The sequence below is a fragment of the Streptomyces sp. NPDC048523 genome, from assembly GCF_043199815.1.
Lineage (GTDB): Bacteria > Actinomycetota > Actinomycetes > Streptomycetales > Streptomycetaceae > Streptomyces.
Genome location: NZ_JBICWQ010000004.1, coordinates 529,509 through 543,981, shown reverse-complemented (window position 1 = coordinate 543,981; position 14,473 = coordinate 529,509). Strand labels below are relative to the sequence as shown.

The 14,473-nt window shown below is 70.9% G+C and carries 11 protein-coding genes; 3 read left to right on the top strand and 8 right to left on the bottom strand.

Annotation, left to right across the window (positions count from 1 at the left end; all coding sequences use genetic code 11):
- Positions 1-181: 181 nt before the first annotated feature.
- Positions 182-1,609, bottom strand: a complete 1,428-nt coding sequence (locus tag ACGFWE_RS23250; protein ID WP_352386289.1) for a PHB depolymerase family esterase — start codon at positions 1,607-1,609, stop codon at positions 182-184.
- A gap of 775 nt (positions 1,610-2,384) precedes the next feature.
- Between ACGFWE_RS23250 and ACGFWE_RS23245 the strand changes: the two genes are divergently transcribed.
- A complete protein-coding gene (locus ACGFWE_RS23245; RefSeq protein ID WP_393601395.1) occupies positions 2,385-4,004 on the top strand; it encodes a subtype B tannase in 1,620 nt (539 codons plus the stop codon).
- A 137-nt stretch (positions 4,005-4,141) separates the two neighbouring features.
- On the opposite strand, the gene ACGFWE_RS23240 is transcribed toward ACGFWE_RS23245, so the two are convergent.
- Together ACGFWE_RS23240 and ACGFWE_RS23235 are read right to left on the bottom strand one after the other, a co-directional pair.
- Entirely contained in the window at positions 4,142-4,534 is a 393-nt protein-coding gene (locus ACGFWE_RS23240) for a hypothetical protein (RefSeq protein ID WP_393601393.1), read from the bottom strand.
- Positions 4,535-4,556: 22 nt separating this feature from the next.
- Positions 4,557-5,162, bottom strand: a complete 606-nt coding sequence (locus tag ACGFWE_RS23235) for a four-carbon acid sugar kinase family protein (protein ID WP_352386293.1) — start codon at positions 5,160-5,162, stop codon at positions 4,557-4,559.
- A 966-nt stretch (positions 5,163-6,128) separates the two neighbouring features.
- Between ACGFWE_RS23235 and ACGFWE_RS23230 the strand changes: the two genes are divergently transcribed.
- Positions 6,129-7,526: an MFS transporter gene (locus ACGFWE_RS23230; protein WP_393601391.1), complete on the top strand. Its 1,398-nt coding sequence runs from the start codon at positions 6,129-6,131 to the stop codon at positions 7,524-7,526.
- Positions 7,527-7,573: 47 nt separating this feature from the next.
- Here the strand turns inward: ACGFWE_RS23230 and ACGFWE_RS23225 are convergent, their stop codons facing one another.
- From ACGFWE_RS23225 to lnt, 4 genes are all read right to left on the bottom strand, one after another.
- Positions 7,574-9,493: a GAF domain-containing protein gene (locus ACGFWE_RS23225; RefSeq protein ID WP_352386296.1), complete on the bottom strand. Its 1,920-nt coding sequence runs from the start codon at positions 9,491-9,493 to the stop codon at positions 7,574-7,576.
- An 82-nt stretch (positions 9,494-9,575) separates the two neighbouring features.
- Positions 9,576-10,376, bottom strand: coding sequence for a 3-hydroxybutyrate dehydrogenase (locus ACGFWE_RS23220; protein ID WP_393601389.1), 801 nt, complete (start codon positions 10,374-10,376; stop codon positions 9,576-9,578).
- A 54-nt stretch (positions 10,377-10,430) separates the two neighbouring features.
- Complete coding sequence (locus ACGFWE_RS23215) at positions 10,431-10,910, bottom strand: NUDIX domain-containing protein (protein ID WP_393601387.1); 480 nt, start codon at positions 10,908-10,910, stop codon at positions 10,431-10,433.
- A 67-nt stretch (positions 10,911-10,977) separates the two neighbouring features.
- Positions 10,978-12,591, bottom strand: coding sequence for an apolipoprotein N-acyltransferase (gene lnt / locus ACGFWE_RS23210; protein ID WP_352386302.1), 1,614 nt, complete (start codon positions 12,589-12,591; stop codon positions 10,978-10,980).
- Positions 12,592-12,876: 285 nt separating this feature from the next.
- Here lnt and ACGFWE_RS23205 point away from each other — a divergent pair, with 285 nt between their 5' ends.
- A complete protein-coding gene (locus tag ACGFWE_RS23205) occupies positions 12,877-13,848 on the top strand; it encodes an O-antigen ligase family protein (RefSeq protein WP_393601974.1) in 972 nt (323 codons plus the stop codon).
- A gap of 15 nt (positions 13,849-13,863) precedes the next feature.
- Here ACGFWE_RS23205 and ACGFWE_RS23200 read toward each other — a convergent pair whose 3' ends face one another.
- Entirely contained in the window at positions 13,864-14,412 is a 549-nt protein-coding gene (locus ACGFWE_RS23200; protein ID WP_393601385.1) for a hypothetical protein, read from the bottom strand.
- Between the last annotated feature and the right edge of the window lie 61 nt (positions 14,413-14,473).

Below are 14,473 nucleotides of genomic sequence, written 5' to 3'. Positions count from 1 at the left end.
CCCGGGGGCGCGTGCGTACACCAGTAGTTGTAGGCCGGGCCGCGGTAGTGCCTGGAGTGCGTCGCCGACCAGCGCCTGACGCGCCTCGGCTTCGCGCCGGCCCTCGGCAGCACCGGCTGAGTCCGGCACGTGGGTCGACCGCACCTGCGGACCGGCCCGCTCTCTCACGGAATTGACCGGCTCACTTCTTCTTCTGCTCGAAGAGCCAGTCCCGGATTCCTTCGATGGTGTAGGCGGCCCGCCAGGTGCAGACGTGGTTGTCGACGGAGTTCTCCGTCAGGCCGGGCCAGACCACCGTGCCCTTCTTCAGCGCCACGAAGTTGACCGGGGTCTTCTTGGCCCGCATCCGGGCGGCGTACGGAGCGAACTCACCCGGTGTCAGCTGGCCGTCCCAGACCGCGCGGCTGATCCTCGCGCCCTCCTTCTCGATGGTGTCCATGATGCCGGTCATGCCGGGATATGCCTGCTCGTCACCCTCGGACACCACGGCCCAGATCTTCTGCTTGGCCAGCGGCTTGACCTGGGAGAGGTCGCCCCACTGGCCGGCCACGAGGAAGGAAGCGGCGAAGAGGTCGGGATAGGTGAAGTCGAGTGCGATCGACGTGATCGTTCCGCCGGACTGGCCGGTGGTGTACAGCCGCTTCTTGTCGATGCTGTACTTGCCGGCCAGCGAGTCGATGAGCCCCTTGATGGTCTTCAGGGCCGGTGCGTTGCCGTCGCTGCCCTCGTCGTCCTCGCCGGTGAACTGCGGTGCGAGGACGAAGCAATCGTGCTTGGCCTGCTCCGACGGAGTGGCCCAGATGACGGCCCCGAGCCCCTGGGCCAGCGTGATGAGCGGATTCGTGCCGGCCGTGCCCCCGTCGTGCATGAACAGCACCATGGGATACGACCTGGACTTGTCGTAGTCCTTGGGCACGAACAGGTTGTACTGCAGGGACCTGCCGGTGTCGGCGTCCGTGTACTTCAGCTGCTGGAAGTCGTCGACGATCAGGTTGTCGACCTTGCTCGTCGTCATCGCCGTGCTGTTCGCGGCGTACGCGTCGCCGCCGGTGGTGGTCACCGTGCCGACCTGGGTCACCTCGGCCGACGCCGTCTTCAGCGTGGGACTCTTCATGCCTCCGCCTCCGCCCGGGCCACCGGTCGGAGAGCCCGACGGCGAGACGGTCGCGGACGACGACGCCGAAGCCGAGGCGGAGGCGGTGGGCTGCTGCGAGGAGGACGACGAACCGGAGAAGCCGTCCTCGTACAGGCGGGCCGCCTCGTCCAGGGGCGAGAGCTCGATGATGACGTAGCGACCGTTGGTCCCGTGTCCCGCCTTCGCCGCGGCGGTGTTGGCGTAGACGTTGGTCACGGTCCTGTCGGTGACCTTGAACGTGGCCGGCGACAGCTTCGACGCGTCGATTTCCGTGTCGTACTCGAGGGCCACGGCGGTGAGCTTCTGCCCGTCCCCGAACACCTCGGTGATGGCTGTGCCCTCGACGATGTGCCCGGAGCTTGCGGCCAGTTGTGTCCCGGTGACGCTGGTGCTCGCCGAGCCGGAGGAAACCCCGGCCACGGCGGGAACGGCGCTTGCGGCGACGATTCCGGCAAGGAGACTTCGGCGTTTCACTGATCTTTCTCCCTTTCATATGCCGACCCGCACTCCTGCGCAGTGATGGAGACCCTAGGGTCGCTCCAAAGAATCGTCAACAATATCGTCAACTAACTAGAGGACTCACAGAGACAGAGAGGCTCCGCCACCCACAGAAACGCGGGCGAACCGGTCGAGTCCGCCCCAGGCCGGGCGGGCATCCCTGATGGCCGACTTGGGCTCACAACGCCGACAGCGGGATCACCCCGGGCAACGCCTCCCTGCTCGGCGGCGGAGATGGTGCCGAAAGAGCGCCCTCCCCTTCAACCACCCATCCGCTCACCAAGCGCCCGGTCGACCACTTCAAGGTGTTCTACGGCCCCGGCTGCACCCGATCTGCCATCGTCGACATGGAGGAACTCGACCTCCCCCGAAGACGCGAGCGGACCGCGATCCACGGAGCCACAGCCGCCGACTGCTCGACTCTCGGCTCTCCTGACGAGTTGCTCGGCCGGTGAGCGACGAGGACGGTCGGCGGTCCCCCTCCGTACGATCACCTGGCGGCCCACTCCCGGACGAGCCGCACCGTGCGCTCGGGCTGCTCCCGCGCACCCGGAAGTTCTCCTGTGCACCGGGCGGGACGTCGCTGTGAGCCGCCCACGAGGTCATATGGGTCCCCCATGAAACGAGCAGGATTGTTGGCATCATCGTCAACAATTCTTTACGTTCGCAGTAGCGGATCACTCGGTCCGCGACCATCCGTGAGCACCGGCGGGACACTTCCGGAGAGGACATCAAGTTGAAGCACAAGGCAATGAAGCGTAGGTCGGTCGTTCTGGGGATCGGTGCGACCGCCGGTGTCGCGGCGGTCGGCGGCATCGCCGTCAGCGCGCAGGCGTCGAGCGAGACCGCCTCCGACTCGTCGTCCTCCTCGTCCTCCTCGGACGGCCTGGTCTTCGATCCGGACGGCTACACCGAGATCACGACAACTCTCACGGACACCGGCGGCACCGCGCACGACGTGACCTACCACTTCTGGAAGGCCATCACGTACGTCTCCAAGCCGGTCGACGAGAAGTACCAGAGTCTGATCGTCAGCGTGCCCGTCGAGATCGACGGCAAGGCCGTGGACGCCTCGAACGCGCCCATCGTCCTGTCCAACGTCATCGCCGGTTACGTCGAGTCCTCCGTGGCGGCGGCCACCGGAATCGGTGGGGCGGCGATGGGCGGAACGCCCCCCACGGGTGGCGGCGGCCCGTCCGCGTCTCCGACGGCATCCGCCTCCGCGACGGCCTCCCCGGCCCCGCCCAGCGGCGGGGGGGCGGCCGCCATGCCGCAGATGGCGCTCCTGGCCGGCTACGTCGTCGTCGAGCCCGGCGCCCGAGGCCGCACGACGACGGACTCCGCCGGCGAGTACTACGGCACGGCACCGGCGGCGATCATCGACCTCAAGGCGGCCGTGCGGTATCTGCGCGCCAACAAGGGCCGCATCCCCGGCGACACCGACCGGATCGTCTCCGCCGGCGTGAGCGCGGGCGGCGCCCTGTCCTCGCTGCTCGGCGCCTCCGGCGACAGCCCGCTCTACGACAAGCTCCTCGAGGAGATCGGCGCCGCCGACGCCTCCGACGCGATCTTCGCCACCGGTGCCTGGTGCCCGATCACCGACCTGGAGCACGCCGACGGCGCCTACGAGTGGAACTGGGGCAGCAACGTCACCCAGTCCGCCGGCAAGGTCGTCGACCAGACGGTGTCCAAGGATCTTCAGTCGCAGTTCGCCGAGTACCAGGCGACGTTGAAGCTGCGCGGCCTGAAGGGCTCGGGCTTCGGCACGCTCACGGCCCGCAACTACGACGACTACCTGCTCAAGCAGTACCTGGAGCCCTCGGCCACCACCTACCTCACCGCCCTGTCGGACTCCGACCGCGAGACCTACCTGGCGAAGAACACCTTCATCACCTGGGCGAACGGCAAGGCGACCTTCACCTGGGCCGACTTCCTCACCCACGTCGGCGCCCGCAAGAAGACCACCCCGGCATTCGACGCCTTCGACCTGTCGGCGGGCGAGAACAACGAGTTCGGCGCGGGTACCACAAAGGCCCGCCATTTCACGGCGTACGGCGCCAAGAACGACACCACGGGCCTGACCACCAAGCGTGTCGCGAGCGACATCCCCGCCAAGCTCGACCTGATGAACCCGATGTACCACCTCGTAAAGAAGGCCAACCCGAAGCGGACCAAGCATTGGTGGATCCGCCTCGGCACCAACGACACCGACACCTCGCACGTCATCTCCGCGAACCTGGCGGCGGCCGCGGCGGCCCTCGGCGACGACGTCAACCACCTCTACTACTGGGACCAGGGCCACGGCGCCAACATCGACCTGCCCGACTTCGTGGCCTGGATCGCCAAGGTCACGGGCTACAGGAGCGCATAGAAGTAGCACCGACACCAAGAGCCGCCCGCCCGGGCCGGTCGGGGCTCGGGCGGGCGGATCCGCGCGTGGCGCCAGGTCTCAGACCAGAGGCCACAGCGCGGCGGTGAGAGCGAAGCCGGCGCAGCCCATGACGGTCGTCAGGACCGTCCAGGTGCGCAGGCCCGCCGCGCGTCGAGACCGGCGAGCTTGGTGAACGTCCAGAACCCGGCGTCGTCGATGTGGGACAGGGCCAGGGCGCCCGCGCCCATCGCCAGGGCGACCAGCGACAGCTGACCCGTCGACAGATCGGCGCGCTGGAGCAGCGGGGTGAGGATGCCGGCGGTCGTGATGAGGGCCACGGTCGCCGACCCCTGGGCCGCGCGCAGGGCGAGTGCGGTCAGGAAGCCGAGCACCAGTACGGGCAGCCCGGTGCGGTCCAGGACGTCGGCGATCGCGTCGCCGATGCCGCTGGCGACCAGGACCTTGCCGAAGACACAGCCTGCTCCGGCGACGAGGATGACCATCGCGACGGGCGGCAGTGCGGAGCCCATGACCTCGGCGATGTGCGCGCGGTTACAGCCTCGGCGGGCGCCCAGGAACCAGCCTCACAGGGCGACGTCGATGAGCAGGGCCACCATCGGGGCACCGAAGACGGTCAGGACGGCGCGCAGGGTGGAGCCCTCGGCGAGCGTGTTCTGGCCGACGGTGCAACTCGCTCTCGCCGACCGGGAGCAGTCCGTCGGCCGTCCGCATCCAGTGTCGGGAGCCGACGGTCAGCCGGCCCGCCTCGATGTAGGCGGGGACCAGCACGACCCCGTCCGGAGCTCCGACCCCCAGCTCGGTCAGCTCCTCGGCCAGGACGTCGGTCTCCAGGCGGAAGTGGCCGCGCAGGGTCGAGTCGCCGCGGCCGGCCAGGACGTAACCGGTGTCCTCGGCGGCCGCGGCCTCGTGAAGGGCGCGGACGACCTCGCGGTTGCGGGCGGCGGCGTCCTCGGGCGACAGGCTGCGGGTGTCGGTGAGGACGAAGAAGGCGGCGCTGTCCTGGCGCAGCGCCCAGCGCAGGTCGTCCGCCGTCCAGGAGGTCAGGACCGGGACGTCGGCGACCGTCTGGGTGCCGGTCGGGTCGCCGCCGAGGACGACGAGACGGGAGCCATAGGCGGGCGGCCACCTCGGCGGCACTCACCTGATGACAGGAACCTCTTCGTTCGGCGATCACATCTGACGTCAGACATCTGATGTCTATGCGTCGGAAACGACGACACCGGAGGCAGGACTCGTCAAGACCCCCGTCGGGAACGATCGTGGGATCATGGAGGCCGCTGCCACCCAGCCGCCGAGGCCCCCGCATCGCGCCTCGTCGACACGACGCCGAGCGCACCCGTCCACTCCCCTCTACCGCCCAGGGCCGCCTCGCGGTCAGCGCATCCGCGGTCAAGGTTGTCCAGGTAGGCAACGCACAAGTTCTGCCGCCATTGCGGCGCTGAGGAACAGGGCAATGGTGGTGGCGCAGACTGGGCACCGGCGGCTGCCCGGGCAATCCCGTACGTCGCGCGCCAAGCTGCATTCTGACCTGGACTTACGCACTCGCCCTAGACCAACTGGACGCCCGTGGATGGTTCCTACGACATGTGCCATGAAGTACCACCCACGCGGACGACACCCGTAACGCGTCACCCTTCCTGCTGTCCATAGTCACCTCCACTCATACGCAGGCCATGACAGCCAAACTCCAGCTATACACGGACCAACCGGTTCCGTAAGGCCGCCAAATACACCATCACCGCAGCTCAGGGGCTCCCAAGCGCTGTACTCCAGCCGACGAAGAGTCTGCTGGAAGGAACGCGCACCGCGCCCAGGCACAGCGCCTTGGCCGTGCTCACGGCGGCAGAGCGGCAAGGCCGGGCTGGGCCTCTCAACCCGGTCAGTGCCACACACCGACTGTGAGTCGATCGCCCAGATGCCCGAGTTCAACAGAGCGTAGTCAGCGCCACACCAGCCCCGAACCGCGTGTCCGTGAGTCGGCATGGTGGCCACACGTAGCCGACCCTCGATCTATGGTGTCCCGCCACATGTGCGCCTGACCTGCGAATTCCTACGGTATGGCAACACGAAAGCGTCCCCGCCAACCGCTTGGAAGTGGTACCGATGTCCTCCCCTTCGACCGCTCCCCCAGCCCCGAACACCCCCTCCAGCCTCAAGCGCATCGTCGCCGCCAGCCTCATCGGCACCACCATCGAGTGGTACGACTTCTTCCTCTACGGCTCAGCGGCCGCCCTCGTCTTCAACAAGCTGTTCTTTCCCGACTCCGACCCGCTCGTCGGCACGCTGCTCTCCTTCCTGACGTACGCCGTCGGATTCGCCGCCCGGCCGCTCGGCGCCCTGGTGTTCGGGCACTACGGTGACCGGCTCGGACGCAAGAAGCTGCTGGTCCTGAGTCTGCTGCTGATGGGCGGGGCGACCTTCGCGATCGGGCTGCTGCCGACCCACGCGACCGTCGGCGCGGCCGCTCCCGTGCTGCTGACCGTGCTGCGCCTGGTCCAGGGCTTCGCGCTCGGCGGAGAGTGGGGCGGTGCCGTACTGCTCGTGTCCGAGCACGGAGACGCCCGGCGGCGTGGCTTCTGGGCCTCGTGGCCGCAGACCGGCGCGCCGGCCGGGCAACTCCTCGCCACGGGGGTGCTGTCCCTGCTGACCGCCGTTCTGTCGGACGCCGCGTTCGGCAGCTGGGGCTGGCGGATTCCCTTCCTGCTCTCCGGCGTCCTGGTGGTCGTCGGTCTGTGGATCCGGCTGTCCGTCGATGAATCCCCGGTGTTCAAGCGGGCGTTGGCACAGGCGGACGCCCGTAAGGCGGCGCGGGACGGCGCGGCCGAGGAGCTGCCGGTCGTCTCCGTGCTGCGCCACCACTGGCGCGATGTGCTGATCGCGATGGGCGCGCGCATGGCGGAGAACATCAGCTACTACGTCATCACCGCGTTCATCCTCGTCTACGCCACCACGTCGGCCGGGGTCTCCAAGCAGACCGCCCTCAACTCGGTGCTCATCGCCTCGGCCGTGCACTTCGCGGTGATCCCCGCCTGGGGTGCCCTCTCGGACCGCGTCGGCCGGCGCCCGGTGTACCTGCTCGGCGCGGTCGGCGTCGGCCTGTGGATGTTCCCGTTCTTCCGGCTCGTCGACACCGGCGGCTTCGGCAACCTGATCCTCGCGGTGACCGTCGGACTCGTCCTGCACGGCGCCATGTACGCGCCCCAAGCGGCCTTCTTCTCCGAGATGTTCGCTACCCGGATGCGGTACTCCGGTGCCTCCATCGGCGCCCAGTTCGCCTCCGTCGCGGCAGGCGCCCCGGCCCCGCTCATCGCCACCGCGCTGCTGTCCGACTACGGCAGCTCCACCCCGATCGCCCTCTACGTCATCGCCGCGGCCGTTCTGACGGTCATAGCGGTCGGTGTCGCCAAGGAGACCCGTCACCGGGACCTGGCCGACATCGAGCCGGACGCCGAACCGGAGCCGGCGGCCACCTCCCACGCGGCGGACGCCCGGACCGTCTGAACCCCGCCCCGGACCGGCCGGCCCCCGTACGCCCGTGCGTGCGGGGGTCAGGGGCGTGTCGGCGCCGACAACCGGTGCAGCCGCAGCGCGAGTTGGATCTCCAAGGCGCGCGCGGGGCTCTGCCAGTCCCCGCCGAGCAGACGGCCCACGCGCTCCAGGCGCTGGGCGACGGTGTTCACATGGACGTGCAGTTCGTCCTTGGTGCGGGCCGGGCTCATCCCGCACGCGAAGTAGGCGTCGAGGGTGCGCAGCAGATCGGTGCCCCGCCGGTCGTCGTAGGCGACCACCTGGCCGATGGTGCGGTCCACGAAGCCCGCGATGTCCCGGTCACCGGCCAGGAGCAGACCGAGGAACCCGAAGTCCTCGGCGGCGGCCCCGTCTCCCGAGCGGCCCAGGAGCCGCAGCGCGTCGAGGCAGCGCCGACCCTCCTCGTAGGCGGCGGCCACGGCGTCCAGGTGGACGGCGAGGTCGCGGACCGGGGCCGAGGCTCCGACGGTCACCGCCTCGTGGACGGCTGTTCCGAGGTGCCCGGCGGTGCGGCGGGCCAGTTCGGTGGCCGTGTCCCCGGTGGTGAGGGGCAGCAGCAGGACGGTGCCGCCGTCGCGGGCGGCGGCCAGGCCGTGCCGGGTCGCGGCGAGGTGGGACGCCGCGGACCACAGGCGCCTGCGGGCGGCCGCCTCTTCGTCGGCGTCGGCCGCGGGGCCGTCGAGACGGGCGGCCAGCACGACGTGGGTGGCGTCGAGGTCGGCGTCCAGCCGGGCGGCCCGTTCGCGCAGCAGGCGGGGGTCGCGGTCGCGGGCGTCGAGCAGGTCGTCGAGGAGCTCGCCGCGGACCCGCTGTTCGGCCTCGGCGGCGGAACGCCTGGCCAGCAGGAGCAGCGAGGTGACCATCGCGGCCCGCTCCAGGGTGCGCTGGTCCACGGGGTCGAGCCCCGGATGGCCGCGCAGCACCAGCGCGCCGAGGAGTTCCCCGCCGGCGGCGACGGCGGCGATCCAGTCGTCGCCCTGCTGTACGGCGTGGCCTTCGGCTCGGGACGCCTCCAGTGCCTGGGCGGGTGCGATCTCGGCGAACTCGACCGTGCCGCCGAGGATTTCGGAGACGGCCGCCGCCACGTCGTGCACCCCGCCACCGCGCAGCACCAGTTCGGCGAGCCGGTCGTGGACGTCGGAGGCGCGCTCGATGACACCGCTGTGATCCTGGATGATCTCGTTGGCCCGCTCCAGTTCGGTCAGGGCCGAGCGGGTCTCGGTGAGCAGATTCGCGGTGTCGATGGCGGCCGCGGCCAGCGCGGCGAAGGAGCCGAGGAGCGCGATCTGCTCCCGCTCGAAGACGCGGGCGCGCCGGTCCGCCGCGAACAGCACGCCGATGACGTGGTGCCCCAGGGTCAGCGGCACGCCGAGGATGGCGACCAGCCCCTCGTCCCGTACGCCCGAGTCGATGGTGAGGGTGTGCTGGAAGCGGTCGTCCTTGAAGTAGTCGTCGGTGACGTAGGGGCGGGCGGTCTGGGCGACCAGTCCGCCGAGCCCCTCGCCCATCCCGAGCCGCAGCTGCTGGAAGCGGGCGGCGACCGAGCCCTCGGTGACCCGCATGTAGGTGTCGCCCCGCACCGGGTCGTTCAGGCTGAGGTAGGCCACGTCCGTGCCGAGCAGGGACCGGGCGCGCTGCACGATGGCCCGCAGCACCGCGTCCAGGTCCCGGAGCCCGGCCAGGTCGTGGGCGGTCTCGAACAGGGCGGACAGCTCGGCCTCCCGCCGCCGCCGGCCCTCCAGCTCGGAGCGCACGCGCAGGGCGACCGCCTTGGCCGCTTCGAGCGCGGCGATCCGCTCGGCCGGCCTTCCCTCGGCGCGGGCGATCAGCACCGGCTGCTCGTAGGCGTCGGCGGACGCGCCCCTGGCCAGCAGTTCGAGGAAGGGTGCCTCGGCACTGCCGGCGGGGCGCTCGACGGACTGCGCGTGATCGCTGGACATGCCCACAGGATTGCTCATCGCACGCTCGCCCCGTCAGGCCTGTGGAAAACTCCGGGCCGGGCTACGTGCGGCCGGATGCCGGTCAGTGCGCGGTCCAGCCGCCGTCGAGGACGAGCGACGTACCGGTGACGAAGGACGCGTGCGGGCCGCACAGGTAGGCCACGGCCTCGGCGACCTCCTCCGGCTCGATGAGCCGCTTGAGCGCGCTGTCCTGGAGCAGCACCTCGGACACCACCCGCTCCTCGGGGATGCCGTGCGCACGGGCCTGGTCGGTGATCTGCCGCTCGACCAGTGGGGTGCGCACATAGGCGGGGTTCACACAGTTCGAGGTCACTCCGTGGGGGGCGCCTTCGAGGGCGGCCGTCTTGGACAGGCCCTCCAGACCGTGTTTGGCCGCCACATAGGCCGCCTTGTAGGGCGAGGCGCGCAGACCGTGCACGGAGGACACGTTGACGATCCGCCCCCAGCCCTGCCCGTACATGTGCGGCAGGGCGCCGCGGATGAGTCGGAACGGCGCCTCCAGCATCACGGTGAGCACCGTGTGGAACACCTCGGGCGGGAACTCCTCGATGGGCCGCACCAGTTGGAGGCCGGCGTTGTTGACGAGGACGTCGGTGCCCGCGGCGGCGTGCTCGGCGGCGTCCAGGTCGGTGAGGTCGAGGACCTGTGCTTCGACGGTGCCCGCCAGCCCCGCGGACTGCTCGGCGAGTTCTTCCAGACCGGCCGCGTCCCGGTCGACCGCTCTCACCTTGGCCCCGGCCGCCGCGAGCCGCAGCGCACAGGCGCGGCCGATGCCGCCGGCGGCGCCGGTGACGAGGGCGGTGCGGCCGCCGAGGTCGAGCGTGGAGGCGTGGGGGCACGGGAGGGCGCTGCTGGCGGTCATGGTCCGACTCTAGGCAGCGCCCGCCGCGCACCACATGTGGTCACACCCCATACTTCACTCGGAACTCGTAGAGTCGAACCATGTGGGTTCGTCGGTCAGCGCCTGCTTGATCCGCTGCAGCCCGAACTCGTTCAGGTCCGGCAGGGCGTCCACCGCGAACCACCCCACCTCCAGCGACTCGTCGTCGTTGACCCGCGCCTCGCCGCCCACGGCCCGGCAACGGAACGAGATGTCCATGTACTGGCAGATGTCGCCGTTGTCGTACGTCACGGGCTTGAGCGCCTGGACCACGATCACCCGCTCGATGACGCAGTGCACGCCCGTCTCCTCCTCGACCTCCCGCACGGCACAGGCCGCGGGCTGCTCCCCCGGCTCCGGGATGCCGCCGATCAGCGACCACTTGCGGGTGTCCGAGCGGCGGTTGAGCAGCACTCTGCCCTCGTCGTCGAGGACGACGGCGCTGACGCCGGGGAGCCAGAGGAGGTCGTGACCGATGGACGTCCGAAGGGTGCGGATGAAATCAGGGGTAGCCATGCGCCGACCCTAACCGCGCTCGACGACGCCTCGGTGATCTTCCGGACGGCGCAGGACCGGCGTACGGTCACACGCTCTCGGCGCGACGCCCGCGCAGCCCCGAGCCGATCGCCCAGCCGAGCCCGCCCGCGGCGACCAGGACCAGGGCCATCTCGGGCAGGATGCCGAGCCGGGTCGCCGGGGTCTGCGAGGACCTCAGCGGCACCTTCTGCACCAGGGAGGCGGCCACGAACATGCCGGTCTTCTGGGTGATCCGGCCGTCCGGCATGATGATCGCGCTCACGCCGCTGGTCACCGGCACGGTCACGGTCCGGCTGTGCTCCACGGCGCGCACCCGGGACATGGCGAGCTGCTGGTAGGTCATCTCGCTGCGGTCGAAGGTCGCGTTGTTGCTCGGCACCGAGATCAGCTGCGCGCCGTCGGTCACCTCGGAGCGCACGGCCCAGTCGAACGCGGCCTCGTAACAGGTGACCAGGCCGACCTTGGCGTTGGCCATCCGGAAGACGCCCGGCTCGGTGCCCCGGCTGAAGTCCTGGCGGACCATGGAGGTCCAGTTCTTGTTGATCGCGCCGACGAGGGAGCGCAGCGGGAGATACTCGCCGAACGGCTGGATCTGCCGCTTGTCGTAGGTGTCGGTGGGGCCCTTGACCGGGTCCCACAGGATCTGCTCGTTGTAGAGCTTGCCGTCCCGCTCGACGACACCGCCGACGGAGATCGGGGCGTCGATGGCCTTGGCCGCCTGCTCGATGACCACGGCCGCCTCCGCGTCGGTGAAGGGGTCGACGTCGGAGGAGTTCTCCGGCCACAGCACGATGTCGGGCTTCGCGATCCTGCCGGCCTTCACCTCGGCGGCCAGCCGCTCGGTCTCGCGCGCGTGGTACTCGAGCACGGCCCGACGCTGGGCGTTGAACTCCAGCCCGGCGCGCGGCACGTTGCCCTGGATGGCCGCGACGGTCACGGTGCCGTCCTCGGCCTTGTCGCTCACCAGCGTCCGGGCCGCGAGCGCCCCGAGCACCGGTACGGCCACGCTCAGCAGGGCCACGGCCGCGGCGGGACGCCGTACGGCGCCGATGCCCCGCCGCTCCACCACCAGGCGGACGACGTCGTAGAGGCCGAAGCCGCACAGGACGACGGCGAAGCCCAGCACGGGCGTGCCGCCCAGCGCGGCGAGCGGCAGGAAGACGCCGTCGGCCTGGCCGAACGCGATCTTTCCCCAGGGGAAGCCGTGGAACGGCGCACGCGCGCGTGCCGCTTCTCCGGCGATCCACACGGCGGCGGCCCACACCGGCGCGCCGGGCAGCTTCGAGACGGCGGCGATGCCCACGCCGACCAACGCGACGAAGATCGCCTCGATCGCCACCAGCGCGAGCCAGGGCCCGGGACCCACCTCGACGCCGGTCCACACCAGCAGCGGCAGCAGGAAGCCCAGGCCGAAGAGATAGCCGAGACCGAAGGCCGCCTTCCAGCCACGGCCGCGCAGCACCCAGCCGAAGACGGCGAAGGCGGGCAGGGCCAGCCACCACAGGGGGCGTGGCGGGAAACTGACGTAGAGCAGCACTCCGGAGAGTGCCGCGGCGGCGGCCGGGACGAGACGGCGGAGCCGGAGAGCCCAGCGGGAGACGGTCGCGGACTGCGGTTCCAGCCGGTCCGACTCGTCCACGGAAGTTGCGGTGACGGTCACTCCGGGAGTGTACGGCGGTTGACCTCGGCGTCCACAGCGCGGTCCGCCGGCCGGCGCTGGCACCGCCCGCGCGCCTGGGCCGCGTAGATCCCGCACAACTCGTCCACAAATCACCCATCAGCCGTTACGGTGTGCCGGAGTCCCTGTCGTACGGGCCGACAGCGTCCGGGCGGCGGGGGCCACAGGTCGGGGGACCGGGTTTCGGGGGGCGGGGTGGGTTCCACGGGGATCACGTCTGTGGCCGGTTCCGAGCAGGACGGCGACAGACGAAACGTTTCGGATGTGGTGGGCGTACTGGTGCTCGGCGCCTGTGCCGCCTGGTCGCTGATCACCGCGGCCGCGCACGACGGGCGTCCGGAGGGCGTGCTGCTCGCCCTGCTGGCCGTCGCCGCGGGGTATGCGGCCGGCCGGATCTCGGGGGCGCTGCTGCCGGTCGCCGCCCCGTGCGCCGCCGCGCTGACCGGACTGGGCCTGGCGGTGGGACTCCCCCGTCTCGCGCCCGGACCGGACCTCGTCGGTCCACTGGGGCACGCGGGCGCCACGGCCGCCCTGCTGACGCTCGCCACCGGTGCCGCGTGCTGCGCCGCCTGGACCACCGGCACTCCTGCCCTGCGGCTCCTGCTGCGGCTGCTGGCCGCCGGCATCGCGGTGGCCTCGGCCGCCCTGGGGTCGGCGTCCGGCCTGGCCAGCTGCATCGCGGTGCTGTTGTGCTCGCTCGCCGCGGGCCGGATGCGCCGGCGCGGTCCGGGCATCGCCGGCCTCGCCCTGGCCGCGACCGCGGTGACCGGCCTGACCTGGGCGGTGGCCGGCAACGCGGTACCGGAAGGGTTCGCCGATGCCCTGCGCGGCCGGCTCACCCCGCACCGGATCGGCCTGTGGCGCGACGCCCTCCACCTGGCCCAGGAGAACACCGCCCTCGGGGTGGGTCCGGGCCGCTTCGGAGAGGTGAGCACCACGGCGGCCCAGTCCCTGCTGTCCGACGGGAAACCGCACTCGGCTCCGCTTCAGATCGCCGCCGAACAGGGGGTGACCGGGGCGCTGCTGCTGGTGGCGGCCTTCTGCTGGCTGCTGTACGCGCTGTGGCGCTCTCCCCGTCCCACGCCGGTCGTCCTCTCGGCGGGCGCGGCCCTGACGGCGCTGGCGGCGATCGCCGCGGTCGGCAACGCGCTGAGCTTCACGATGGTGTCGGTGGGCGTCGGATTTCTGGCGGGCCTGACGACGGCCCACCCGCTCATCGACGAACCGGCCGTGAAGTGACCCATCGGCCCGCTCTCAGCGGCGCGGACCCGTCGCCCGGGGCCGCAGCCGGTCGCGGATGATGCGTACGGCGGCCTCGGCGTCATCGACGGTCACGGTGAACGTGTGCCCGTCCCACAGTTGGAGGACCACGCCCTCGCCCCGGCGTACGACGACGGCGGTGCCCTTCTCGGGGCGCCAGCGGTAGCCCCAGCCGCCCCACTGCCGCGGAGTGACGTGCGGGATGAACTCGGCTCCGGCCACATGGTCCAGCGGGATCCGGCGGCGCGGCACCCCGATGTGACCGCACCGCACCTCCAGGGAGTCCATGTCGACCTTGAGGGCGACATGGACGAAGGCGAGCGTGAGGAAGAGGACCAGCAGCCCGGCCGCGATGCAGCCGACCACGGACATGACGAGCGGGGCGGCCCCTGAGGTCCACGTCGAGTCGACGGCGAGCTCGACGCCGAGCGCCAGGATCGCGGCGCCCCCGAGCGCCAGCAGCCACTGGATCCGGTTGGAGGCGCGGCCGGTCCAGACCTCGGTGTGGTGCGAGGTGTGCTCGCCCTGGGGGTGGTCCCTCATGCCTACGAGGTTACTCAGGTTTCGCCGCGCTGGTACCTCGTCGCACAGAGTGACTGCTCCG